Source organism: Methyloversatilis sp. NSM2 (assembly GCF_038066675.1).
GTDB lineage: Bacteria > Pseudomonadota > Gammaproteobacteria > Burkholderiales > Rhodocyclaceae > Methyloversatilis > Methyloversatilis discipulorum_A.
Map to the genome: position 1 here is coordinate 798,520 of NZ_JBBUKV010000001.1, position 24,028 is coordinate 822,547.

At 64.7% G+C, this 24,028-nt stretch carries 25 protein-coding genes and 1 tRNA gene; 21 read left to right on the forward strand and 5 right to left on the reverse strand.

Going from position 1 to position 24,028, the window contains the following annotated elements; translation table 11 throughout:
- Position 1: 1 nt before the first annotated feature.
- The 13 genes from WJU27_RS03630 (at position 2) to WJU27_RS03690 (ending at position 13,111) form a co-directional block, all read left to right on the forward strand.
- On the forward strand, positions 2–829 hold the full coding sequence (locus tag WJU27_RS03630; RefSeq protein WP_341421155.1) for a RodZ domain-containing protein: 828 nt from the start codon (positions 2–4) through the stop codon (positions 827–829).
- Positions 829–2,082 (forward strand): flavodoxin-dependent (E)-4-hydroxy-3-methylbut-2-enyl-diphosphate synthase, encoded by a 1,254-nt coding sequence (gene ispG / locus WJU27_RS03635; RefSeq protein WP_341421624.1) that lies wholly within the window; start codon positions 829–831, stop codon positions 2,080–2,082. The genes WJU27_RS03630 and ispG overlap by 1 nt, the downstream gene beginning before the upstream one ends.
- Positions 2,083–2,092: 10 nt before the next feature.
- Positions 2,093–3,391 (forward strand): histidine--tRNA ligase, encoded by a 1,299-nt coding sequence (hisS, locus tag WJU27_RS03640; RefSeq protein ID WP_341421156.1) that lies wholly within the window; start codon positions 2,093–2,095, stop codon positions 3,389–3,391.
- 41 nt (positions 3,392–3,432) lie between these two features.
- Positions 3,433–4,107 carry a YfgM family protein gene (locus tag WJU27_RS03645; RefSeq protein ID WP_341421157.1) on the forward strand — a complete coding sequence of 225 codons (675 nt, stop codon included), beginning with the start codon at positions 3,433–3,435 and terminating at the stop codon, positions 4,105–4,107.
- Positions 4,104–5,246 carry an outer membrane protein assembly factor BamB gene (gene bamB, locus WJU27_RS03650; RefSeq protein ID WP_020164937.1) on the forward strand — a complete coding sequence of 381 codons (1,143 nt, stop codon included), beginning with the start codon at positions 4,104–4,106 and terminating at the stop codon, positions 5,244–5,246. Before WJU27_RS03645 ends, bamB begins: the two co-directional genes overlap by 4 nt.
- Before the next feature lie 9 nt (positions 5,247–5,255).
- Positions 5,256–6,584, forward strand: coding sequence for a ribosome biogenesis GTPase Der (gene der / locus WJU27_RS03655; protein ID WP_019917980.1), 1,329 nt, complete (start codon positions 5,256–5,258; stop codon positions 6,582–6,584).
- 100 nt (positions 6,585–6,684) lie between these two features.
- Entirely contained in the window at positions 6,685–6,924 is a 240-nt protein-coding gene (hfq, locus tag WJU27_RS03660) for an RNA chaperone Hfq (RefSeq protein ID WP_019917982.1), read from the forward strand.
- Between the two features lie 36 nt (positions 6,925–6,960).
- The gene (gene hflX / locus WJU27_RS03665) at positions 6,961–8,226 is read left to right on the forward strand and encodes a GTPase HflX (RefSeq protein WP_020164936.1); all 1,266 of its coding nucleotides are present in this window, start codon (positions 6,961–6,963) and stop codon (positions 8,224–8,226) included.
- A 20-nt stretch (positions 8,227–8,246) separates the two neighbouring features.
- Positions 8,247–9,458 (forward strand): FtsH protease activity modulator HflK, encoded by a 1,212-nt coding sequence (gene hflK / locus WJU27_RS03670; RefSeq protein ID WP_020164935.1) that lies wholly within the window; start codon positions 8,247–8,249, stop codon positions 9,456–9,458.
- On the forward strand, positions 9,458–10,339 hold the full coding sequence (gene hflC, locus WJU27_RS03675) for a protease modulator HflC (protein WP_019917985.1): 882 nt from the start codon (positions 9,458–9,460) through the stop codon (positions 10,337–10,339). The genes hflK and hflC overlap by 1 nt, the downstream gene beginning before the upstream one ends.
- 107 nt (positions 10,340–10,446) lie before the next feature.
- On the forward strand, positions 10,447–10,632 hold the full coding sequence (locus tag WJU27_RS03680) for a DUF2065 domain-containing protein (protein WP_019917986.1): 186 nt from the start codon (positions 10,447–10,449) through the stop codon (positions 10,630–10,632).
- Positions 10,632–11,804, forward strand: coding sequence for an ATP phosphoribosyltransferase regulatory subunit (locus WJU27_RS03685; protein ID WP_341421158.1), 1,173 nt, complete (start codon positions 10,632–10,634; stop codon positions 11,802–11,804). Before WJU27_RS03680 ends, WJU27_RS03685 begins: the two co-directional genes overlap by 1 nt.
- Before the next feature lie 2 nt (positions 11,805–11,806).
- Positions 11,807–13,111 (forward strand): adenylosuccinate synthase, encoded by a 1,305-nt coding sequence (locus WJU27_RS03690; protein ID WP_341421159.1) that lies wholly within the window; start codon positions 11,807–11,809, stop codon positions 13,109–13,111.
- Between the two features lie 115 nt (positions 13,112–13,226).
- Here the strand turns inward: WJU27_RS03690 and WJU27_RS03695 are convergent.
- A tRNA-Leu gene (locus WJU27_RS03695) sits at positions 13,227–13,311 on the reverse strand.
- Positions 13,312–13,368: 57 nt separating this feature from the next.
- On the opposite strand from WJU27_RS03695, the gene rnr reads away from it, so the two are divergent.
- From rnr to WJU27_RS03735, 8 genes are all read left to right on the forward strand, one after another.
- Complete coding sequence (rnr, locus tag WJU27_RS03700; protein ID WP_341421160.1) at positions 13,369–15,972, forward strand: ribonuclease R; 2,604 nt, start codon at positions 13,369–13,371, stop codon at positions 15,970–15,972.
- A complete protein-coding gene (rlmB, locus tag WJU27_RS03705; RefSeq protein WP_296811936.1) occupies positions 15,969–16,721 on the forward strand; it encodes a 23S rRNA (guanosine(2251)-2'-O)-methyltransferase RlmB in 753 nt (250 codons plus the stop codon). Before rnr ends, rlmB begins: the two co-directional genes overlap by 4 nt.
- A 119-nt stretch (positions 16,722–16,840) precedes the next feature.
- Positions 16,841–17,227, forward strand: a complete 387-nt coding sequence (gene rpsF, locus WJU27_RS03710; protein ID WP_008058992.1) for a 30S ribosomal protein S6 — start codon at positions 16,841–16,843, stop codon at positions 17,225–17,227.
- Complete coding sequence (gene priB, locus WJU27_RS03715) at positions 17,224–17,559, forward strand: primosomal replication protein N (RefSeq protein ID WP_341421161.1); 336 nt, start codon at positions 17,224–17,226, stop codon at positions 17,557–17,559. Before rpsF ends, priB begins: the two co-directional genes overlap by 4 nt.
- A gap of 32 nt (positions 17,560–17,591) precedes the next feature.
- The gene (rpsR, locus tag WJU27_RS03720) at positions 17,592–17,864 is read left to right on the forward strand and encodes a 30S ribosomal protein S18 (protein WP_008058994.1); all 273 of its coding nucleotides are present in this window, start codon (positions 17,592–17,594) and stop codon (positions 17,862–17,864) included.
- 15 nt (positions 17,865–17,879) lie between these two features.
- The gene (gene rplI / locus WJU27_RS03725) at positions 17,880–18,329 is read left to right on the forward strand and encodes a 50S ribosomal protein L9 (protein WP_029143718.1); all 450 of its coding nucleotides are present in this window, start codon (positions 17,880–17,882) and stop codon (positions 18,327–18,329) included.
- Between the two features lie 189 nt (positions 18,330–18,518).
- Complete coding sequence (dnaB, locus tag WJU27_RS03730; RefSeq protein ID WP_020164928.1) at positions 18,519–19,934, forward strand: replicative DNA helicase; 1,416 nt, start codon at positions 18,519–18,521, stop codon at positions 19,932–19,934.
- A gap of 7 nt (positions 19,935–19,941) precedes the next feature.
- Positions 19,942–21,036: a DUF748 domain-containing protein gene (locus tag WJU27_RS03735; protein ID WP_341421163.1), complete on the forward strand. Its 1,095-nt coding sequence runs from the start codon at positions 19,942–19,944 to the stop codon at positions 21,034–21,036.
- A 35-nt stretch (positions 21,037–21,071) separates the two neighbouring features.
- On the opposite strand, the gene WJU27_RS03740 is transcribed toward WJU27_RS03735, so the two are convergent.
- The 4 genes from WJU27_RS03740 to WJU27_RS03755 are packed head-to-tail and all read right to left on the reverse strand — an operon-like array spanning position 21,072 to position 24,023.
- The gene (locus WJU27_RS03740) at positions 21,072–21,533 is read right to left on the reverse strand and encodes a MarR family winged helix-turn-helix transcriptional regulator (RefSeq protein WP_019917998.1); all 462 of its coding nucleotides are present in this window, start codon (positions 21,531–21,533) and stop codon (positions 21,072–21,074) included.
- Between the two features lie 21 nt (positions 21,534–21,554).
- Positions 21,555–23,009, reverse strand: a complete 1,455-nt coding sequence (locus WJU27_RS03745; protein WP_020164926.1) for a PhoH family protein — start codon at positions 23,007–23,009, stop codon at positions 21,555–21,557.
- 48 nt (positions 23,010–23,057) lie between these two features.
- Positions 23,058–23,510, reverse strand: coding sequence for a peroxiredoxin (locus WJU27_RS03750; protein ID WP_296811922.1), 453 nt, complete (start codon positions 23,508–23,510; stop codon positions 23,058–23,060).
- A gap of 36 nt (positions 23,511–23,546) precedes the next feature.
- The gene (locus WJU27_RS03755; protein ID WP_020164924.1) at positions 23,547–24,023 is read right to left on the reverse strand and encodes an Mth938-like domain-containing protein; all 477 of its coding nucleotides are present in this window, start codon (positions 24,021–24,023) and stop codon (positions 23,547–23,549) included.
- Positions 24,024–24,028 lie beyond the last annotated feature (5 nt).

Sequence of the window (24,028 nt, forward strand, 5' to 3'; positions counted from 1 at the left end):
TTTGCAGCAATCGGTCGGTGCGCAGCTGCGCCGTGCGCGTGAAGCGCGCGGCATGACTGTCGAAGGCGTCGGTGCCGCGATCAAGCTGGCTGCGCGCCAGGTCGAGGCCATCGAAGCCGACGCCTATGCCGAACTGATGAATCCGACCTACGCCCGTGGCTTCATCCGCAACTACGCCGCCCTGATCGGTCTCGATCCGCAGGCGTTGCTGGCGCAGCTCGATCAACAGCAGGTGCGGGCAACGCCGCAACTGGTCGAGCAGGCTGACGTCGGTGTCGCGATGCCGGTGCAGTCCCCGCGCCGCAAGTGGTTGCTGCCGCTGTTTGCCCTCAGCGTGCCGGTCGTCGTCGCCATTGCGCTCTACATGTGGTCCGAGTTCTGGACTGCGCCGCCGGGTGAGCAGGTGCAGGTGGAGCAGGAGGCGGTGATGCCGCCGCCAGACGCGGTGGCCGAGCCCGAGACCGAGCCGGCGACCCCGAGTGCCGACGCGCAGGCAGCCGATGCCGTCGCGACCGAAGCGACGCTCGCTGCCGCGTTGCCCGAGGCTTCGCCGCCGCCGGCCGAATCCGCCAGTGCGTCGCCGGTGACGGGGCAGCGGCAGCTTGCATTCACCTTCGCGGCCGATTCCTGGGTCGAAATCCGTGACGCGGAGGATCGCATCATCCTGTCCGAACTCAATCGCGCTGGCAGCTCGCGCACCGTTGGTGCAGTGTTCCCGGTGTCGCTGGTGATCGGCAATGCGAAATCGGTCCGCCTGAGCATAGACGGCACGCCGCATGATCTGGCCCCAGCGACCAAGGTCGATGTTGCCCGTCTGAGGCTCGAATGATGAGTGAACTGTCCTCTGCCATTTCCCGTCGCGCCACGCGCACCGTGCGCGTCGGCGGTGTGGTGATCGGATCGGCCGCACCGGTGGTGGTGCAGTCGATGACCAACACCGATACCGAAGATCACATCTCGACCGCGATCCAGGTCGCTCAACTGGCTCGCGCCGGCTCGGAAATCGTGCGCATCACCGTGAACACGATGGAAGCCGCTGCCGCCGTGCCCAAGGTGCGCGAGCAGTTGCTGAAGATGAACGTCGACGTACCGCTGGTCGGCGACTTTCATTTCAACGGCCACAAGCTGCTGCGCGAACACCCGGCGTGCGCCGAGGTGCTCGACAAGCTGCGCATCAATCCGGGCAATGTCGGCAAGGGCAGCAAGCGCGATGAGCAGTATGCCGCGCTGATCGACATCGCCTGCCGCTACGACAAGCCGGTGCGCATCGGCGTGAACTGGGGCAGTCTGGACCAGGCGCTGCTCGCCCGCGTGATGGACGAGAACGCGCGTCGCCCGCAGCCCAAGGATGCGGTCGAGGTGATGCGCGAAGCCATGGTCACCTCGGCGCTCGAAAGTGCGGCGCAGGCGGTCGAGTGGGGGTTGTCGCCGGAGAAGATCATCCTGTCCTGCAAGGTGAGCGGTGTGCAGGACCTGATCGCCATCTATTCCGAACTCGCGAGGCGCTGCGACTATCCGCTGCATCTGGGCCTGACGGAAGCCGGAATGGGTTCCAAGGGCATCGTCGCGTCGACCGCGGCGATGTCGGTGCTTTTGCAGCAGGGCATCGGCGACACCATACGGGTGTCGCTGACGCCGGAGCCGAACGGCGACCGCACGAAGGAAGTGATCGTCGCCCAGGAAATGTTGCAGACCATGGGGCTGCGTGCGTTCACGCCCATGGTCGCGGCCTGTCCCGGCTGCGGTCGCACGACCTCGACCTTCTTCCAGGAACTCGCCGCCGACATCCAGACCTATGTGCGCGACAAGATGCCGGAGTGGAAGACGCAGTACGACGGCGTCGAACGCATGACGCTGGCCGTCATGGGCTGCGTCGTTAATGGCCCGGGCGAGAGCAAGCACGCCAACATCGGCATTTCGCTGCCCGGCACCGGTGAAACGCCGGTGGCGCCGGTGTTCGAGGACGGCGAGAAGACGGTGACGCTGAAGGGCGACAACATCGCGGCGGAGTTCCGCGGCATCGTCGATGCCTACGTGGCCCGCACCTATACCAAGAAGATCGCCGGTAGCACCGGCCTCTGAACGAAGAACAATGAGCAAACTGCAAGCCGTTCGCGGCATGAACGACATCCTGCCGGACGAGGCGGAACGCTGGGAAGCATTCGAGTCCATCGTGCGTGACTGGCTGCGTGGCTACGGCTACCGGCCCATCCGCATGCCGCTGCTGGAACATACGCCGCTGTTCAAGCGCGCCATCGGTGAAGTGACCGACATCGTCGAGAAGGAAATGTATTCCTTCGAGGACGCGCTCAATGGCGAGAACCTGACGCTGCGCCCTGAGGGCACCGCCTCCTGCGTGCGTGCGGTGACCGAGCACAACCTGCTGTACGACAGCCCGCGCAAGCTCTGGTACATGGGCCCGATGTTCCGCCACGAGCGTCCGCAGAAAGGACGCTACCGGCAGTTCCATCAGGTCGGCGTGGAAGCGCTCGGCTATGCCGGGCCGGACATCGATGCCGAACTGATCATCATGTGCCAGCGCCTGTGGGACGACCTGGACCTGATGGGCATCAAGCTCGAAATCAACTCGCTCGGTTCGCCGGAGGAACGCCTGAAGCACCGCGCCGAACTGATCGCCTATTTCGAGGCGCACCAGGACCAGCTCGACGAGGACGCGAAGCGCCGGCTGCACAGCAATCCGCTGCGCATCCTGGACACCAAGAACCCGGCCATGCAGGCGCTGGTCGAGGCGGCGCCCAAGCTCTCCGATTATCTCGGCGAGGAATCGCTCGCGCATTTCATCGCGATCCAGGACACGCTGCGCGCGGCCAACATCCCGTTTCGCATCAACCCGCGCCTGGTGCGCGGGCTGGATTACTACAACCTCACCGTGTTCGAGTGGGTGACCGACCAGCTCGGTGCCCAGGGTACGGTGTGTGCGGGCGGTCGTTACGACGGCCTGATCGCCCAGCTCGGCGGCAAGCCGGCGCCGGCAGCGGGTTTCGCCATGGGCATCGAGCGCCTGATGGCACTGTGGGACGCGAAGCAGGCTGACGCGCTGGTCGATCGGGTCGAGGTGTACATCGTGCATTCCGGCGCCGGCACCCAGGCGGCCGCCTTCACGCTGGCCGAGCGTCTGCGCGACGGCGGTTTCGCGACGCTGATGCACTGCGGCGGCGGCAGCTTCAAGTCGCAGATGAAGCGCGCCGATGCGTCCGGTGCCATGGTGGCGCTCATCCTCGGCGAGGACGAGGTCGCGGCCGGCGAAGTGACTTTTAAGCCGCTGCGCGGTGGCGAGCAGATGCGCGTCAGTCTCGACGACGTTGGCGAGCATCTTGCCGCCATGCTGCTGGACGACTTCGTCAGCGACCGCGACGACATTTTCCAATAACGAACTTTCAATAACCGGATTACCGGGCAGGAGCCGACACCATGGCAGCACTCGATCTGGAAGAACAGGAACAGCTCTCCGCCATCAAGGCGTGGTGGAACCAGTGGGGCAACGCGATCACCTGGGTGGTGATCGCCATTTCGGCCGCCATCATCGGCCAGCAGGCGTGGGGCTGGTACAACCGCGACCAGTCGGTCAAGGCGAGCGCCGTGTTCGACACACTGCAGGAGGCGGCCCTGGCCGGTGACCTGAAGAAGACGCGCGAGGCGGCGGGAGAACTGACCGAACACTACGCCAGCAGCCCGTATGCGGCGCTGGGCGCACTGCTGTCGGCCAAGGTGCATGTCGAGAACAGCGACACCAAGACGGCCCGCGCGCAGCTCGAATGGGTGAAGGACAAGGCACCGGAGGACGTTCTGCGCGACCTGGCCCGCCTGCGTCTGGCCTACGTCATGATCGAGGAGCAGGCGTTCGACGACGCCGCGAAGCTGCTCGACGGCAAGGCCGAGGCGTCGCTGGAGGCCCGCTTCCTCGAAGCGCGTGGCGATCTGCACCTGATGCGCGACCAGCGTGACGAGGCGCGTGCCGCCTATCAGTCGGCGCTGACCAAGCTGGACGACATGATCAAGGCTGAAGGTGAGGCGGCGTCGCTCGCCCAGCAGGGCTATCGCAACGTGATCGAAATCAAGCTGGACGCTGTGGGAGGCAAGCAGTGAAACGTGCTTCGGCCCTGCTGCTCGTCGCGGCGCTGACCGGGTGTTCGTCGCTGTCGCTGGACAGCCTGAATCCGTTCAGCGGCCCGTCCAAACCCAAGGTTCCGCCGCTGGGCGTGATCCAGCCGACGGCGCAGCTGGCCGAGGTGTGGCGTTTCGGCGCCGGCAAGTCGGACAATTTCGTATTCGAACCGGCGGTGATCGGCGGTACCGTCTATGTCGCCTCGCGTGAAGGTTCGGTCGCACGCATCGACGACGGACGCCAGATCTGGAAGATCGACGCCGGAAAGAAGCTGTCGGGTGGTGTCGGCGCCAATGAGCGCATGCTGGTGGTCGGTACGGAAAAGGGCGAAGTGCTCGCGTTTTCCACCGACGGCAAGCCGATGTGGCAAGGCAGCGTCACGTCGGAAGTGCTCAGCGCGCCTGAAGTGTCGGACGACATGGTGTTCGTGCGCAGCGCCGACAGCCGCATCCAGGCTTTTGCCGCCGCCGACGGTGCCCGCAAGTGGAACTACCAGCGCGCCAACCCGGCCCTGACACTGCGCACGCACGCCGGGCTGATCACGACGCCGTCGCTGGTGCTGGCCGGATTCCCCGGCGGCAAGCTGGTGGCGATCAATCGCACCAACGGTTCCGCGGTGTGGGAATCCAACGTTGCGCTGCCCAAGGGCTCGACCGAGCTGGAGCGAATCGCTGACGTGACGAGCCCGCCGGTGATCGCCGGTCGTGAGGTCTGTGCTGCCGCCTTCCAGGGGCGCGTCGCCTGCTTCGAACTGAGCAGCGGCAATGCCGTCTGGACGCGGGATATTTCGAGCAGCGCCGGTATCGACATCGATACGCAGAATCTCTACATCAGCGACGACAAGGGCGCGGTGCATGCGCTCGATCGCGCCACCGGCGCCAGCCTGTGGAAGCAGGACAAGCTGGCCGGCCGCTTCCCGGGCAAGCCGCTTGCTCTGGAGGGATTTGTTGCGGTCAGCGATGTCGAAGGTATCGTGCACCTGCTGCAGCGCGAGAACGGTGCCTTTGCTGCCCGCCTGAACGGTGACGGCAGTGCCATCAACGCGGCGATGCAGCCCTACGGACGCGCATTCATCGCCCAGAGCCGCGCCGGCAGCGTGCGCGCGCTGTCGGCACGCTGAGGAATTGATTTGAAACCCGTACTGGTACTGGTCGGCCGCCCCAATGTGGGCAAGTCGACACTGTTCAACCGCCTCACCAAGACGCGTGATGCGCTGGTCGCCGATTTTCCCGGGCTGACCCGCGATCGCCACTATGGCAACGGCCGCATGGGCGACCGCCCCTTTCTGGTGGTCGACACCGGCGGCTTCGAGCCGACCGCGCGCGACGGCATCATGGTCGAGATGGCGCAGCAGGCCGAACAGGCGATCGCCGAAGCCGACGTGCTGGTGTTCATCGTCGATGGCCGTGCCGGGCTGACCGCGCACGACCGTGAGATCGCGGCCCGGCTGCGCCGGGTCGGCAAACCGCTGGTGCTGGCCGTGAACAAGGCCGAGGGCATGCGACGCGAGATCGTCGCGGCCGAGTTCCACGAACTGGGTCTGGGCGACATTCACGTCATTTCGTCGGCTCATGGCGAGGGCGTGCGCAATCTGGTCGATCATTGCCTCGAACCTTTCCCGCAGGATCCGCAGGACGAAGACGATGTCCGCGGCCCGAAGATTGCCGTGGCCGGCCGTCCGAACGTGGGCAAGTCGACGCTGATCAATGCGCTGCTCGGCGAGGAACGCGTGATCGCCTTCGATCAGGCCGGCACGACGCGCGACGCGATCAGCATTCCGTTCCAGCGTGGTGGCAAGGAGTACACGCTGATCGACACGGCGGGCCTGCGGCGCAAGGGCCGGGTGTTCGAGTCGATCGAGAAGTTCTCGGTGATCAAGACGGTGCAGGCGATCGAGCAGTCAAACGTATGCGTGCTGGTGCTCGACGCGACCCAGGAAGTGTCTGATCAGGATGCCCACATCGGTGGCTTCATCGTCGAGAGCGGCCGTGCGCTGGTGCTGGTGGTCAACAAGTGGGATGCGGTGGACAGCTACCGCCGCGAAATCTTCAAGCGGGAGATCGCGCGCAAGCTGGGTTTCCTCGGCTTCGCGCGCCAGCTCTACATTTCGGCGCTGGAGGGGCAGGGCGTCAGCGGCATTTTCGGCGCTGTGGACGCCGCTTACGCCGCGGCGATGATCAAGCTGCCTACACCGCGCCTGACGCGGGCGCTGCAGGCCGCGGTCGAAAAACAGGCGCCGCCCAAGCACGGCCTTTTCCGCCCGAAAATGCGTTACGCGCACCAGGGCGGCATGAATCCGCCGGTCATCGTGATTCACGGCAGTGCGCTCGAACACATTGCCGACAGCTACCGGCGTTTCCTCGAACGCAGTTTCCTCGAAACCTTCAAGCTTCAGGGCACACCGTTGCGGGTTCAGTTCCGCACTGCGCACAACCCTTTTGCCGCACGGGAAAAATGATCGGCCGCTCCGGGATCAAATCGGCTGACGCCGCGTCCAAGGCTGCGGTGCATCAAAAAATCCAGTACAGTTGAATTTCAAATATACAAGAGGTGTTCCCATGAGCAACAAAGGGCAAATGCTACAAGACCCCTTCCTCAACACCCTGCGCCGTGAGCACGTTCCGGTCGCGATTTACCTGGTCAATGGCATCAAGCTGCAGGGCCAGATCGAATCTTTCGACCAGTACGTCGTGCTGCTGAAGAACACGGTCACCCAGATGGTTTACAAGCACGCGATTTCCACCGTCGTGCCGGCCCGTCCGGTCAATATCCAGCACGACCAGGGCGAGGGCAGTTGATTCCGTTCCAGATCTCTTCCATGAAAGCCTGCGCGGATGTTTGATCGTCCGTCAGGTGGGGAGCGTGCGGTCATCGTCCAGCTCGATCTGGGTGCGAGGGACTACGAAGACCGTCTCGACGAATTCACTCTGCTGGTGCGCAGTGCCGGTGCCGAGCCGGTCGCTCGCGTCGGCGGGCGCCGGCAGTCGCCGGACCCGGCCACCTTCGCCGGCAAGGGCAAGGTCGCTGAAATCCTCGATCTGGCCAACGCCAACGAGGCCGACATCGTCCTGTTCAACCACGAACTGTCGCCGGGGCAACAGCGCAACCTCGAGCGCGCGCTGTCGCGCCGTGTGGTCGACCGCAATGCGCTCATCCTCGACATTTTCGCGCTGCGTGCGCGCAGTCACGAGGGCAAGCTGCAGGTCGAACTGGCACAGCTCGAACATCTGGCCACCCGCCTGGTGCGCGGCTGGACTCACCTGGAACGGCAGAAGGGCGGTATCGGCCTGCGCGGCCCGGGTGAAACGCAGCTCGAAACCGACCGCCGTCTGCTTGGGGAGCGCGTCAAGGCGCTGAAAGAGAAGCTTGAGCGCGTCGAGCGCCAGCGTGGCGTGCGGCGCAAGTCGCGCGAGCGCCGTGAAACCCCGGTCGTCGCGCTGGTCGGCTACACCAACGCCGGCAAGTCCACGCTGTTCAATGCCCTGACCAAAGCCGGTACCTATGCCGCGGACCAGTTGTTCGCGACGCTGGACACGACGTCGCGCCAGCTTTACCTCGGCGACTTCGGTCAGGTGGTGCTGTCCGATACCGTGGGTTTCATTCGCGATCTGCCTCATACGCTGGTCGCTGCCTTCCATGCAACGCTGGAGGAGACCGCGGGCGCCGATCTGCTGTTGCACGTGATCGATGCGTCGGCCCCCGATCGTGACGCGCAGATCGCGGCAGTGGACAAGGTGCTGGCGGAAATCGGTGCCGATGCGGTACCGCAGATCCGCGTGCTGAACAAGATCGATCTGGTGCCGGCTCTGGCGCCCGGAGCCGATTCGGGGGGCTGTGATACCATTCAAACGGCGCGTGTAAGCGCTCGCACGGGCGCCGGACTCGCCGATCTGAGGGCGGCGGTTACGCAGCGCCTGATTGACGAACGAATAGCTGCCGCCAACCGGAAGTCACCGAATGACGATCCGCGTGGGCTGAATCTGGAACCCTCGTCGAGGTCTGCACTCCCAGTCATCTCACCGTCGGCGGGTGATGAAGCTTCGTCAGCCGACGGAGCGAACGCGTCACCCGACTCATCCATCCTTACTTATCCAGTCTGAACGTGCTCAATGCGATCTTGATGTCGCTCAATGACCCCCGCTGGGGCAATCAGGGCGGCAACGGCAACAAGGGCGGCAACCAGGGACCGCCCGATCTGGAAGATCTCTGGCGTGACTTCAATCGACGACTGTCCGGCATGTTCGGCGGCAAGTCCTCGGGCGATGGTGGCAACGAGGCGCGCCCGCCGGTCGGCCCGCGCCAGTTCGGCGGCGGCATCGGCATCATTCTCGGCCTGGTGCTCATCGTCTGGCTGGCCAGCGGTCTGTACATCGTGGACGCCAGCCAGCGCGGCGTCGTGCTGCGCTTCGGCAAGCTGCACGAAACGACCGAGCCGGGCCTGCAGTGGCGCCTGCCCTTCCCGATCGATTCGCACGAGCTGGTCAATCTGACCGGCGTGCGCACGGTCGAGATCGGCTACCGCGGCAGCGAGCGCAACAAGGTGCTGAACGAAGCACTGATGCTCACCGACGACGAGAACATCATCAACATTCAGTTCGCGGTGCAGTACATCCTGAAGGATCCGGTCGCCTATCTGTTCCAGAACCGCCTGCCGGAAGACACGGTGGTGCATGCGGCCGAGACCGCGATGCGCGAGATCGTCGGCAAGAGCAAGATGGATTTCGTGCTGTACGAAGGTCGCGAGCAGATCGCCGTCGATGCACAGCGCATCATGCAGCAGATCCTCGACCGCTATCAGACTGGCATACAGATCAGCAAGCTGACGCTGCAGAACGCCCAGCCGCCCGAGCAGGTTCAGGCCGCGTTCGACGACGCGGTGAAGGCGGGTCAGGATCTCGAACGGCAGAAGAACGAGGGTCAGGCCTACGCGAACGACGTGATTCCGAAGGCGCGCGGTACCGCTTCGCGCCTGATGGAAGAAGCCAACGGCTACAAGCAGCGCATCATCGCCACCGCCGAGGGTGACGCCAGTCGCTTCAAGCAGGTTCTTTCCGAGTACGTGAAGGCGCCTGAGGTGACGCGCCAGCGCATGTACATCGACACCATGCAGCAGATAATGACCAATACCAGCAAGCTGATGATTGATGCCAAGGGCAGTGGCAACCTGCTGTATCTGCCACTGGACAAGCTGATGCAGCAGTCCGGCGCGTCGGCTGATGGCACCGCCCGTCCGGCTGAGCCGATGACCTTGCCGCCGCTGATGAGCGATCAGACGGCGAACGACGCGCGCAACCGCGAGGCGCTGCGTTCGCGTGAGCGGGGAGAGCGTTGATGAAGGAAAAGCTTCCGCTGCTGCTGGGCAGCATCATCCTCGCCATCGTGCTCGCGTCGACCTCGCTTTTCACGGTGGATCAGCGTCAGTACGCGATCGTCTTCCAGCTCGGTGAAGTCCGTAACGTGATCGAACAGCCGGGCCTGCATTTCAAGTGGCCGCTGGTGCAGAACGTACGCGTGTTCGACCGTCGCATCCTGACGCTGGACAGTGCCGATCCCGAGCGCTTCATCACGTCCGAGAAGAAGAACGTGCTGGTGGACCTGTTCGTGAAGTGGCGTATCACCGATGTGAAGCAGTACTACATTTCGGTGGGCGGCAACGAGCGCCTGGCGGAAACGCGCCTGCTGCAGACGGTGAATGCCGGCCTGCGCGAGGAGTTCGGTCGCCGCACCGTGCACGAGGTCGTGTCCGGCGAGCGCGACAAGATCATGGAAGACATGCGCAGCAAGGCCAACGTCGATGCGGTCAAGATCGGCGTCGAAATCGTCGATGTGCGTCTCAAGCGCGTCGACCTGCCGAGCGAGGTGTCGGAATCGGTCTATCGCCGGATGGAAGCAGAGCGCAAGCGGGTGGCCAACGAACTGCGTTCGCGTGGTTCAGCCGAGGCCGAGAAGATCCGCGCCGATGCCGATCGCCAGCGTGAAATCATCGTCGCCGAGGCCTACCGCGAAGCGCAGAAGATCAAGGGCGAGGGCGATGCCCAGGCGGCCGCGATCTACGGCAGTGCGTTCGGCTCCAATCCCGAGTTCTACGCCTTCTACCGCAGCATGGACGCTTACCAGAAGAGTTTCCGCAGCAAGAGCGACGTGCTGGTGATCGAGCCGAATTCGGATTTCTTCCGCTATCTGAAGAATGGTTCGAAGGCGCCCGGGAAGTAAACACAGCGGGTGAAGCCGGTGGGCGTGCTGTATAGTCCACGGGTTGTTCCAAGAGGGAACCGGATCGAAGGCGACAGCCCGCATTGCGGGCTGTGCCTTTTTTGCTGATGGAATCAATCCTGTTGATCGCTGTGGGGCTCATGCTCGTCATCGAGGGTGTGCTCCCCTTTGTCGCGCCCCGTCTGTGGCGCGACACCTTCCGACGGGCGACCGAACTGGCAGACGGCCAGTTGCGCTTCGTCGGCCTGACTTCAATGATTATCGGTATCGCGCTGATCGCGCTGTTCAAGTGATGCGTCGCTGGCTGCTTCCTGAATCCATAGAAGACCTGCTCCCCGATGAAGCACGGCAGGTCGAGCGTCTGCGCCGCGGATTGCTCGACGAATTCGCGCTGCACGGCTATGAGCTGGTTTCCCCCCCGCTGGTCGAGTACATCGAGTCACTGCTGACCGGCAGTGGCCGCGACATGGATCTGCGCACCTTCAAGCTGGTCGATCAGCTGTCGGGCCGCACCATGGGATTGCGTGCCGACATCACGCCGCAGGTGGCGCGCATCGACTCGCACCTGCTCAATCGAAACGGTGTCGTGCGTCTGTGCTACTGCGGCCCGGTCGTGCATGCACTGCCGTCAGGCTTCAATGCTACGCGTGAGCCGATACAGCTCGGCGCCGAGCTTTACGGCCACGCAGGTATCGAGGCCGACGTTGAGCTGATCGGCCTGCTGCTGCGTGCGCTCGAGGTGGCGGGTGTGCAGCCGGCGCGCGTCGATCTCGGCCACGTCGGCGTGTTCCGTGCACTGGCTTCGCGCCTGCAATCCACCGCGCTGCGCAGCGAGGACGGCGAGCAGGAGCTGTTCGCCGCGCTGCAGTGCAAGGATCTGCCGGCACTGCGCCAGTTGCTCGTCGACGAACCGGCCCAGGTGCGCGACGCCTTCATGGCGCTGCCCGGGCTGTACGGCAAGATCGATGTACTGACGAGGGCACGTGCGGAACTGCCGGACTGGCCGGACATCGGCCAGGCGCTGGACTCGCTGGCGCAGCTTGCAGCGGCGATCGATCCGGCCGTGGCGGGTGTGGATCTTGCCGATCTGCGCGGCTACCACTATCACAGCGGAGTGAGCTTCGCGGTCTATTGCGCCGGTCAGGCGCAGGCAATCGCGCTGGGCGGGCGCTACGATGAAGTGGGCAAGGCCTTCGGCCGGTCGCGGCCGGCAAGCGGGTTCAGCCTCGATCTGCGTCAGTTGGCACAGCTTGCGCCGACAGTCGAGGCGAAGTCAGCCATTCTTGCGCCGGCCGTCTCTGACGCCGCGCTGCGTGCCCGTGTGAGTACGCTGCGGGCACAAGGTGAAACGGTGATTGCGGCACTGCCCGGTCACGACGACGATGTGCAGGAACTGGCGTGCACTCGCCAGCTGGTATTTGTTGAAGGTGAGTGGCAGGTGAAGCCGCTCGAAAGAAAGGTTTGAGCATGGCAAAGAACGTAGTGGTCATCGGCAGCCAGTGGGGCGACGAGGGCAAAGGCAAGGTCGTCGATTGGCTGACCGATCACGCGCAGGGTGTCGTGCGCTTCCAGGGCGGCCACAACGCAGGCCACACGCTGGTGATCAAGGGGCAGAAGTACGCGCTGAACCTGATCCCGTCCGGCATCATGCGCGACGGTGTCGCCTGCTACATCGGCAATGGCGTCGTGCTGTCGGCTTCCCATCTGCTGTCGGAAATCGACAAGCTGGAAGCGGGTGGCATCGAGGTGCGTTCGCGCCTGAAGGTGAGCGAGGCCTGCCCGCTCATCCTGCCTTTCCACAGCGCGGTCGATATCGCGCGTGAAGACGCGCGTGGCGGTGCCAAGATCGGTACCACCGGCAAGGGCATCGGCCCGGCCTACGAAGACAAGGTCGCGCGCCGCGCGCTGCGCGTGCTTGATCTGTTCAATCCCGAGCGCTTCGCAGAGAAGTTGCGCGAGGTGATGGAGTTCCACAACTTCCTGCTGGAAAAGCAGTTGGGCGCCAAGCCGGTTGATTATCAGCAGACGCTCGATGACGTTCTGGCGCTCGCGCCGAGGCTCCTGCCCATGGTGGCTGACGTGTCGGCGCTGCTGCACGCGGCCCACAGGCGCGGCGACAACCTGCTGTTCGAAGGCGCGCAAGGTACGCTGCTGGATGTTGATCACGGCACCTATCCCTACGTCACGTCGAGTAATTGCGTGGCCGGTGCGGCCAGCGCCGGCGCCGGTGTCGGCCCGGGCATGCTGCACTACGTGCTGGGCATCACCAAGGCCTACACCACCCGCGTCGGTTCCGGCCCCTTCCCGAGCGAACTGCCGATCGAGGAAGAGGGCACCGTGGGCCATCACCTGTCGACCATCGGTCACGAGCGTGGCACGGTGACCGGCCGCGTGCGCCGCTGCGGCTGGTTCGATGCCGCAGCGCTGCGTCGCTCGATCCAGATCAATGGCGTGACTGGCCTGTGTCTGACCAAGCTCGACGTGCTCGACGGCATCGAGGAACTGCAGGTCTGTACCGGCTATCGCGTCAACGGTGAAGTGTCCGACCTGCTGCCTCTGGGGTCGGAGCGCGTCGGTGCTTGCGAGCCCATCTACGAAACGTTGCCCGGCTGGGATGGGACGACGGTGGGGGCGAAGCGGGTGGAAGATCTACCAGCCAATGCACGCGCCTACATCGCGCGCATCGAGGCCTTGTGCGACGTGCCGGTCGACATGATTTCGACCGGCCCCGATCGTGAAGAGACCATCGTGCTGCGTCATCCCTTCGAGTGAGGGTGACGGGTGCGACGAACCGCATGCCCCGGAAGGGGTGTGCGGGTTTTTTGTTTTTGGCGGCAGCAGAAAACAAAAAAGCCGACATTTCTGTCGGCTTTTCTGCTGGCTTGTTTGGTGCCCAGGAGAGGACTCGAACCTCCACACCTTGCGGCACTAGTACCTGAAACTAGCGCGTCTACCAATTTCGCCACCTGGGCAAGAGGCTGCGCATTTTATACTAGGCATCTACGTTGTCAAGAGAAAAAGAGAAAAAAGTGAAACTGAGCAAGATCCGCCGCGCGGATCCCTTCTTCGAGCGTGAAACCGCTCGCTACGAAAACCCCTTGCCGAGCCGCGAGTACATCGTTCAAGTGCTTGAGCAGGCAGCGGTTCCGATGAGTGCCGACGAACTGGTCCAGGCACTCGACATACAGCCGCACGAGCGCGATTACTTCGTGCGTCGCCTCGGCGCGATGGAGCGCGAGGCGCAGCTGATGCGCAATCGTCGCGACGCCTACATCATCCCCGACAAGGCCGATCTGATCGCCGGTCGCGTGGAGGGGCATCCCGATGGTTTCGGCTTCGTCATCGTCGGCGACGACAAGACGCCGCCCGGGGCCAAGGCGGAGCGCAAGGACATCTTCCTGAGTGCGCAGGAAATGCGCAGCGTGCTGCACGGTGACCGCGTGCTGGTACGCATCAGCGGCACCGACCGTCGCGGCCGGCCCGAGGGCAAGGTGGTCGAGGTGACCGAGCGCGCGAATTCGCGCCTGATCGCCCGCGTTGTCGAGGAGCACGGCGTGCAGTTCTGCATCGCCGAGAACCGCCGCATCCGTCAGCAGATCGTGCTGGCCGCCCCCGAGAAGGGCAAGCGCGCGCTGAAGGCCGCGGCCGGTGCCGTGGTCGAGGTCGAACTGATCGAACAGCCGACGCGCTACACGCCGCCCATCGGTCGCGTGGTCGAGGTGCTGGGCAACTACGGCGACTCCGGCATGGAGATCGAGATCGCGCTGCGCAAGCACGACATGCCGCACGAGTTCTCAGCCAAGGTGCTGGCAGCAACCAAGCGTCTGCCGGACGAGGTGCGCGAGAAGGACTGCGCCGGCCGGGTCGATCTGCGCGACCTGGAGCTGGTCACCATCGACGGTGAAACGGCGAAGGACTTCGACGACGCCGTGTATTGCGAGAAGCAGGGGCGGGGCTTTCGCCTCGTCGTGGCAATCGCCGACGTGAGTCATTACGTGAAGCCGGGCACGGCGCTCGATGCCGAAGCGTTCGAGCGCGGCAATTCGGTCTACTTCCCGCGCCGGGTCATTCCGATGCTGCCGGAGAAGCTGTCCAACGGGCTGTGCTCGCTCAATCCGCAGGTGGACCGCCTGTGCATGGTGTGCGACATGGATGTGTCGGCCGCCGGCGCGATCCAGCGTTTCCGCTTCTACGCCGCAGTGATGAATTCCAGGGCACGCCTGACCTACACCGAGGTTGCGGCCGCGCTGTACGACAAGGATGCCGACGCCCGCAAGCGGCTCAAGCCGCTGCTGCCGCGCCTCGAAGCGCTGGACGCGGTGTTCCGTGTCTTTGGCAAGGCGCGTGCGAAGCGCGGCGCCATCGACTTCGAAACGGTCGAGACGCAGATGCTGTTCAACGATGCTGGCAAGATCGAGCGCATCGTGCCGTACGCGCGCAACGACGCGCACCGGCTGATCGAGGAATGCATGCTGGCGGCCAACGTCTGCGCCTCGCGTTTCCTCGAAGAGAGCGGGCAGGACACGCTGTACCGCGTGCATGAAGGTCCGAGCGAAGACCGCCTGCAGAAGCTGCGCGCCTTCCTCGGTGAGTTCGGCTTCCAGTTGGGTGGCGGAGACAAGCCGCACGCGAAGGACTACGCCGCGCTGCTCGAACGCATCGGCGACCGCCCCGACCGCCAGCTGCTGCAGACGGTGATGCTGCGCTCGCTGCGCCAAGCCATCTACAGCCCGGACAATGTCGGCCACTTCGGTCTGGCCTACGAGGCCTATACCCACTTCACCTCGCCGATCCGCCGCTATCCCGATCTGCTCGTGCATCGTGCGATCAAGGCCGCGCTGGCGAAGAAGAAATACGCGCCGGGCGACTGGTCCGACATCGGTCTGCACTGCTCGACCACCGAGCGGCGCGCCGACGAAGCCAGCCGCGACGTGACCAACTGGCTCAAGTGCTACTTCATGCAGGACCGCGTCGGCGAGGAGTTCGAGGGCAGCGTGTCGGCGGTCGTGCCGTTCGGCCTGTTCGTCGCGCTCGACGACGTGTTCATCGAGGGTCTGGTGCACATTTCCGACCTGGGTGCCGACTACTTCCATTACGACGAAGGCAAGCATCGCCTGGTCGGCGAGCGCAGCGGCCGCATCTATCGCCTGGCCGATCGCGTGCGCATCCAGGTCGTGCGGGTCGATCTCGACAACACGCGCATCGATTTCCGACTTGCCGGCGGTGCCGAGCGGGACTTCGGTCGTGTGCCGCAGCAGGCGAAGCTGACGCCCAAGCCGGGGCCGACCGGTGCCGCGTCGCGCCGGCGTGTCGAGGGCGATGCGTCCGCGCGGGAGGCGAAGCAGGCATCGCACGCCAAAGTGAGAGAAAAAGCGAAGGCGAAGCCTGCTGCACCGGAAACGGCAGCGCCCGCGCCGCGCACTGAACCGCCCACGCGGACGGCCAAGCCCAAGACTGGCAAGGCTGCAGCACCGAAGCCGGCAGCGAAGAAGACGGCGAAGAGCGCAACGAAGAAAACGACAGGAAAGAAGAGCGCAGTGAGCAAAACCCCGGCGAAGAAGCCGTCCGCCGCCAAGAAGAGCGGTTCCCGTGCACCGAAGTCGGCTGTGCCGAAGCGGAGGGTGCGCGAATGAGCGATACCCGCTACATCTTCGGTTTCCACGCGGTCACCGCGAAGATCCGCCACGCCCCGGATGCGGTGAAGGAGCTGTTCGTATCCACCGCGCGTCAGGACGGTCGCATGCGCGATCTGATCCGTGCCGCAGAGGCGTCAGGCGTCAAGTGGGTACAGATGGAGCCGGCACGCCTCGACGGCCTGGCCGGAGGCGCCGCGCGTCATCAAGGCGTGGTGGCGCGTGTGCTGGCGCAGATTCCCTACCGCTCGCTCGACGACGTGCTCGATACGCTGTCCGAGCCGCCGCTGCTGCTGGTGCTCGACGGCATCCAGGACCCGCACAACCTCGGTGCCTGCCTGCGCGTGGCGGACGCGGCCGGTGCGCACGCCGTGGTCGCCCCGCGCGACCGGGCGGTCGGCCTGAACGCAACGGCGATCAAGGTGGCCAGTGGTGCGGCCGACACCGTGCCGTACGTGACGGTGACCAATTTGGCGCGCAGCCTGCGCGAGATGAAGGAGCGCGACATCCTGACCATCGGTGCGGCCGGTGAGGCCGACAAGTCGATGTACGCGGTCGACCAGTCGGGCGCGGTGGCGTGGGTGCTCGGCGCCGAGGGCGACGGCATGCGCCGGCTCACCCGCGAAACCGTCGACGTGCTGGCGTCGATTCCGATGCACGGCACGGTCGAAAGCCTGAATGTGTCGGTGGCCAGCGGCGTGTGCCTGTTCGAGGCGCGGCGCCAGCGCACGGCAAAGGGCGGCTTGTAAGAATCACGGCCCGCGCGCTATACTCGCGGGCTTACCTTGCCTCACCGGATTCGCATGCCGGGAGGTGTAACCGCCGGACAGGCTCGTGTTTGCCCGGCACTGAACCGCAAGGAGATTACATGCGACATTACGAAGTGGTTTTCATCGTCCATCCGGACCAGAGCGAGCAGGTGCCCGCCATGGTCGAGCGCTACCGTACGCTGGTCACCGGCCGCAACGGCAGCATCCACCGCCTGGAAGACTGGGGTCGCCGCCAGCTGGCCTACCCGATCCAGAAGGTGCACAAGGCTCACTACGTGCTGATGAACATCGAGTGCGACGGCGAAACGCTGGCCGAACTCGAGCACGCCTTCAAGTTCAACGACGCCGTTCTCCGCCACCTCACCATCAAGATGCGCAAGGCTGTCGTCACGCCGTCGCCGATGATGAAGGAAGAGAAGTCGCGTTCGCTGCTGGCACCGGCTGCTGAAGCCGCTGCCCCGGCTGCGGAACAGCCGGCGGCTTGACCGAAGGGCAGGGCGCGGTCGGCCCGGCGGCAAACAGCTTCACCTTGGCCGCCACGCTGATCGAACGCGATGCACTGAGACAGACCCCGGCCGGCGTGCCGATCCTGCGTGGATGCCTCGAGCACTTCTCGCAGCAGATCGAAAACGGTGCGCCACGCGAAGTCAGGTTTGAAACCGATTTCGTGCTGCTGGGAGACCTGGCAAGGATGCTCGCTCAAGCCCCGCTCGGAACGTCGTTGATCGCAGAAGGATTCATGGCAGCCCGCAGTGCGAAAAGCAGGCAGGGCGTCATGCACATAACCCGTATCGAATTCGTGACCTCGGGCAACTGAGCCCGGCGTCGCAACAGTGGAAGGAAACCACCATGGCTTTCAGACCGAAGAACGGCAAGAAGAAGGACGATCGCGGCTCGCGCAGCATGTTCAAGCGCCGCAAGTTCTGCCGCTTCAGCGCAGAGAAGATCGAAGAGATCGATTACAAGGACGTTGAAATCCTGAAGGACTTCATCTCCGAGAACGGCAAGATCATGCCGGCACGCCTGACCGGCACCCGCGCTGGCTACCAGCGCCAGCTGTCGACCGCCATCAAGCGCGCACGCTTCCTGGCGCTGATGCCTTACACCGACCTGCACCAGTAATCGAGGGAGACGACCATGCAAGTAATCCTGATGGACAAGGTCGCCAAGCTCGGCGATCTGGGCGATGTGGTGAAGGTGCGTGACGGTTACGCCCGCAACTTCCTGATCCCGACCGGCCGCGCCAAGCGCGTGACGCCGGAAAACCTGGCTGCTTTCGAAGCCCGCCGTGCCGAACTGGAAAAGGCCGCTGCCGAACGTCTGGCCGCTGCCAAGGCTGTCGCCGAGAAGCTCGAAGGCTTCATGGTGCAGATCACCCGCAAGGCCGGTGTCGATGGCCGCCTGTTCGGCTCGGTGTCGACGGCCGACATCGCCGAAGCGCTGGCTGCCCAGTCCTTCCCGGTGGACAAGTCGATGGTGCGCATGCCGGACGGCCCGCTGAAGGCCGTGGGCGATGCTCAGTTCGAGATCGCGCTGCACTCGGACGTGATCGCCACCGTGACGGTGTCGGTGCTCGGCGAGCATTGATCGCCGGCCTTCGGGCTGCGACGGAAAGGCCACCTGCGGGTGGCCTTTTTCGTTGACGCGCAGACGAACCGACATCTCATCCACAGCAAAGCCCACAGCTTTTCCACAGCTTGTGCAGTTGTCGTGCAGACGCTGCGCGGCTAGATTGCAGGATTGCCCCGGCAAGTTCTCCAGAATGAAAAAGACATCATGAGCAGCGTGCGCAACGCACCCGGTCCGGACGCCCAGGCGGCCCAGGCCGCGCAGGACAGACAGGTGGCGGCGCTGAAGCTGCCGCCGCATTCGATCGAGGCCGAGCAGTCGCTGATCGGTGGTCTGCTGCTGGACAACAGTACCTGGGACCGTGTTGGCGACCAGGTCAACGAATCCGACTTCTACCGCGACGATCACCGCCGCATCTTCCGCCACATCGCCAAGCTGATCGAGCAGGGTAAGCCGGCCGATGTCGTGACCGTCTATGAATCGATCGAGAAGGGCGACGAGGCGCAGCAGACCGGCGGGCTGGCCTATCTGGGCGAAATCGCCAACAACACGCCGTCGGCCGCCAATATCCGCCGCTATGCGGAAATCGTCCGTGAGCGCGCCATCCTGCGCAAGCTGGTCAGCGTCGGCGATGAGATCGCCGCCAATGCGCTGACGCCGCGCGGACGCGATGCCAAGACGCTGCTCGACGAGGCGGAATCGAAGATATTCGAGATCGCCGAGGCGGGCGCTTCGGCCAGTACGGGATTCGTCGCCATTCAGCCCATCCTGGTGCAGGTGGTCAATCGCATCCAGGAACTGTACGACCGCGACGATCCGTCGGAAGTGACGGGGGTGCCGACCGGCTACGTCGATCTCGACGACAAGACCGCCGGCCTGCAGCCCGGAGACATGATCATCGTCGCAGGCCGTCCGGCCATGGGCAAGACCACCTTCGCGCTCAACATCTGCGAACACGTCGCGGTCGAGCTCGGCCTGCCGGTTGCCATCTTCTCGCTCGAAATGCCGGGCACCCAACTGGCCATGCGTTTCGTTTCGTCGGTAGCGAAGATCGACCAGGGGCGTCTGCGCACCGGCCGCCTGACCGACGATGACTGGGGTCGGCTGACGATGGCGCTGGGCAAGCTGCACGAGGCGCCCATCCATATCGACGAGACAGGCGGCATCAACCCGACCGACCTGCGGGCCCGCGCGCGCCGGCTCTATCGCCAGTGCGGCAAGCTCGGCCTGATCGTAATCGACTACCTCCAGCTGATGTCCGGCACCCGCGACGGCGAGAACCGCACCGCCGAGATTTCGGAAATCTCACGCGCGATCAAGTCGCTGGCCAAGGAGCTGCACGTGCCCATCATCGCGCTGTCGCAGCTGAACCGCGCGCTGGAACAGCGTCCGAACAAGCGACCGGTGATGAGCGATCTGCGCGAATCCGGCGCCATCGAACAGGACGCCGACATCATCATGTTCATCTATCGGGACGAGGTGTACAACCCCGATACCCAGGACAAGGGTCTGGCGGAGATCATCATCGGCAAGCACCGTAACGGCCCGACCGGTACCGTGGTGCTCGGCTTCCAGGGCGAGCACACGAAGTTCGTCAACGCCGCACGGCCCGGTTCCTACTGAGGCGCGCGTGACGGTCTGGCTGCGTCGCCTCGCCATCGTCATCGTCGTTCTGGCGGTGCTCGGTGCCGGCGCCTTCCAGCTCGCGCTGCACATGTTGCGCAGCCAGGTCGAGGCAGCGCTGGGGCCGCGTGGTGAGGTGGCCAGCGTCGAGGTCCGGCTGGATGCGGTGGTGCTTCACGAGGTGCGCATCCGCGCGCAGCGGGACGGCGATGCACCATGGCCGGCCGACGACGAACTGCGCGCGCAGCGCGTCGAGGTGGTGCCGCAACTGCGCGACCTGCTGTCGGCACGCGTACGCATCGCTCGGATTACCGTCGAGGGCGCCTATCTGTCCATGCTGCGTACGCGGCAAGGTGGCTTGCGCGTGCTGCCCGCCCTGCTCGAAACGGGCTCGGCTGCCGACACGGACGGCAGCATGCCGCCGGTACATGTCGCGCGCATCGAACTGCGCGACGGCGCACTCGATTTCTTCGACGCCAGCGTGCGACGCACGCCACACCGGCTGGCGCTGACGGCGCTCAATGCGGACATCGGCCCGATCGACCTGCCAGCGCTCGACAGCGCGACCACGCTGGCCGTCGACGGGACCGTCAAGGGGCCACGACAGGACGGTCGGCTGGCACTGAATGGCGAGGTCGTGCTGGCCACGCGCGACGCGAAGCTGGAGTTCTCGCTGCGCGGCGTCGATCTGGTCGCCTTCCAGCCCTATCTGATCCAGGCCGCGGAAACCGGCGTCAAGCGCGGCACGATGGATCTGGACATCCGTCCTGTCGTCGCCGAAAAGCGCCTGAAGGCGCCGGGCACGCTCACGTTGACCGGACTCGAACTGGCGTCCGGCAACACCTTCATGGGCATGCCGCGGGCGGCGGTGGTCGGGCTGATGAAGGACAGGAACGAGCGCATCAGCGTCGATTTCACGCTGGAAGGTCGCATCGACGATCCGAAATTCTCGCTGAACGAAGGCTTCGCAACGCGCGTCACCAGCGCCATGGCCGAGTCGCTCGGCGTCAGTCTTGGGGGCCTGGTGCGCGGCGTCGGCAATGCGGGCAGTTCGGTGGTGAAGGGTGTGGGCGAGGCCGTCGGCAAGCTGTTCGGCGACTGATTGCTGCCCGATCCGCCACGCTTGCCGGGCGTGGATCAGCCCGCCTGTGTCCGCGCCTGTTCCGCGCCCTTGAGCTGTGCGCTCAGGCGCTGCAGTTCGGCCCGCATGCGCGCCATCGCGTCCGGCGGCAGGCCGGACTGACGGGCGACCTCTGCGTGTACCTCCTCCGCTCTTTCCCGCAGCGCGTGGCCGGCCTCGGTCAGTCGTATCTCGAGTGCCCGTTCGTCGGTGCGATTGCGCGCGCGCGTGAGGTAGCCGTTGGCTTCGAGCCGCTTGAGCAGCGGCGTCAGCGTCGGCGAATCGAGATCCAGCCGTTCGGCCAGTGCCTTCAGCGTCAGTGCATCTTCCTGCCACAGCACCAGCATCACCAGATACTGCGGATAGGTCAGCCCGAGCGCCTTAAGACCCGGCGTGTAACAGCGCGTGATCGCGTGGGCGGCGGCGTACAGGGCGAAACACAGCTGCTGGTCCAGCAGCATCGGGTCGATGAAGGTCATGGCGATGTCCTCCGTGAGGGATCAGAGCACTTCGGCAGCGTGGTCGGCCAGACGCGAACGCTCGCCGCGCTGCAAGGTGACGTGGCCGCTGTGCGGCCAGCCCTTGAAGCGGTCGACGACATAGGTCAGGCCGGAGCTGCCTTCAGTCAGGTAAGGGGTGTCGATCTGCGCGATGTTGCCCAGGCATACGACCTTGGTGCCGGGGCCCGCGCGCGTGATCAGCGTCTTCATCTGCTTCGGCGTCAGGTTCTGCGCTTCGTCGATGATGAGGAACTTGTTCAGGAAGGTGCGCCCGCGCATGAAGTTCAGCGACTTCACCTTGATGCGGCTGCGGATCAGATCCATCGTCGCGGCACGGCCCCATTCGCCTGAGCCATTCGGATCGTCCGTCTTGTTCAGCACGTCCAGATTGTCTTCGAGCGCGCCCATCCACGGCGTCATCTTCTCTTCCTCGGTACCGGGCAGGAAGCCGATGTCCTCGCCGACCGGCACGGTAACCCGGGTCATGATGATTTCGCTGTAAAGCTTGGTTTCAAGAACCTGGGTGAGTCCGGCCGCCAGTGTCAGCAGCGTCTTGCCGGTGCCGGCCTGGCCGAGCAGCGTGATGAAGTCCACCTCGGGGTTCATCAGCAGGTTCAGCGCGAAATTCTGTTCGCGGTTGCGCGCCAGGATGCCCCAGACCGAATTCTTGTGATGGCTGTAGTCGACCAGCGTTTCCAGCACCGCCGTCTTGCCGGCGCGTTCCCGCACCAGCGCATGGAAGGGCTTGTCCTGCTTGGCGCCGGCTTCCTTGTAGACGAATTCGTTGATCAGCAGATCCGGGCACAGCGGGCCCTTGACCCGGTACATCGTGCGGCCGTTTTCTTTCCACGACTCGAGGTTGCCGCCGTGCTCGTCCCAGAACTTCTCCGGCAGCTCGCGCGTGCCGGTGTAGAGCATGTCGGTGTCTTCGAGCACCTTGTCGTTGAAGTAATCCTGCGCATGCAGCCCGAGCGCGCGGGCCTTGATGCGCATATTGATGTCCTTCGACACCAGGATGACCTGACGACCCGGGTGACGTTCGGACAGGTGCATCACCACCGCGATGATCTGGTTGTCCGCCTTGGCGGTCGGCAGCGCGGTGGGCAGCACGCCGTTGATGGCTTCGGTCTGCAGCAGCAGATGACCGCTGGCGAGCTCACTCGATGCGGCCGCCAGCGGTATGCCTTCGGCGATCTTGTCCTCGGCACCGCTGACGATCTCGTCGAGCAGACGGCTCACCTGGCGCGCGTTGCGCGCCACTTCGGTCATGCCCTTCTTGTTGTTGTCCAGTTCCTCGAGCGTCATGATGGGCACGAATATGTCGTGTTCCTCGAAGCGGAACAGCGACGTCGGATCGTGCATCAGCACATTGGTGTCGAGAACGAAGAGTTTGGTGGCCGGGGGCGACTTGCGGGAACGGCGGGCAGGGGCTGCTGCGGGGCGTCGGGTGGCCATGTGATCCTGTGGGCGTGAAGTCTCGGGTGGTGTCGTGGGTGCGGCGTTTCAGAGCGAGCGGACGAAGGCGAGCACCTCTTCCGCGTGGCCCGGCACCTTCACACCGCGCCACTCGCGCAGGATAAGGTTGTCCGGACCGATGACGAAAGTGCTGCGTTCCACACCGCGCACCTGTTTTCCGTACATGTTCTTCATCTTCATCACGCCGAACAGCGCGCATGCCGTCTCGTCCGGGTCGGACAGCAGTTCGAAAGGCAGTTCGAGCTTTGCCTTGAAGTTCTGGTGCGACTTGATGCTGTCGCGCGAAATGCCGACCACGTCGGCGCCGAGCGCCTTGAAATCGCCGTAGCGGTCGCGGAAGTCCGCACTTTCCGTGGTGCAGCCCGGCGTGCTGTCCTTCGGGTAGAAGTAGATCACCAGCGGCTTGCCGGCAGCGGACAGCAGGAAGTCGGCGCCGGAGGTGGAGGGCAGGGTGAAGTCGTCAGCCCGGATTTCGCTCATCGTGTCTCGGTCTCCAGTGCGTGCAGAAAGATGGGGTCAGGATGTCGCGTCGGGCAGCAGCAGCGCGGCGGCCACCGCTCGCCCTTCGGCCACGAGAATGTTGTAGGTGCGGGCGGCGGCGAGGGTGTCCATCACCTCGACACCGATGCCGGCCTCGATCATCGGCCGCAGCAGCGAAGGGTGCGGGAAGCGCTGGGTCGGGCCGGTGCCGAGCAGCAGGATCTGCACCGGCAGGGCCGCGAGTTCGGTGAAGTCTTCCGGCTTCAGACGGTCGAGGTCGTCGGCGCCCCAGTCTTCGCGCAACTGCTCCGGCGCGATCAGGATGGTGCGCGTGACCCGGCGTTCGCCGATCTGCAGATAGCCGTCGCCGAAGCCGGTGACCAGCGGAATGGTGGGGCGGGGAGTCTGGTGCAGCTTCACGTCGCGTGGGGTGATGTCCGGGGTGGTTCGCAACTGTATCGTCGTGGCCGCCAGAACGGTTTTGCCCTGCTTTCGACGGTCGCTTACAATCATACCTT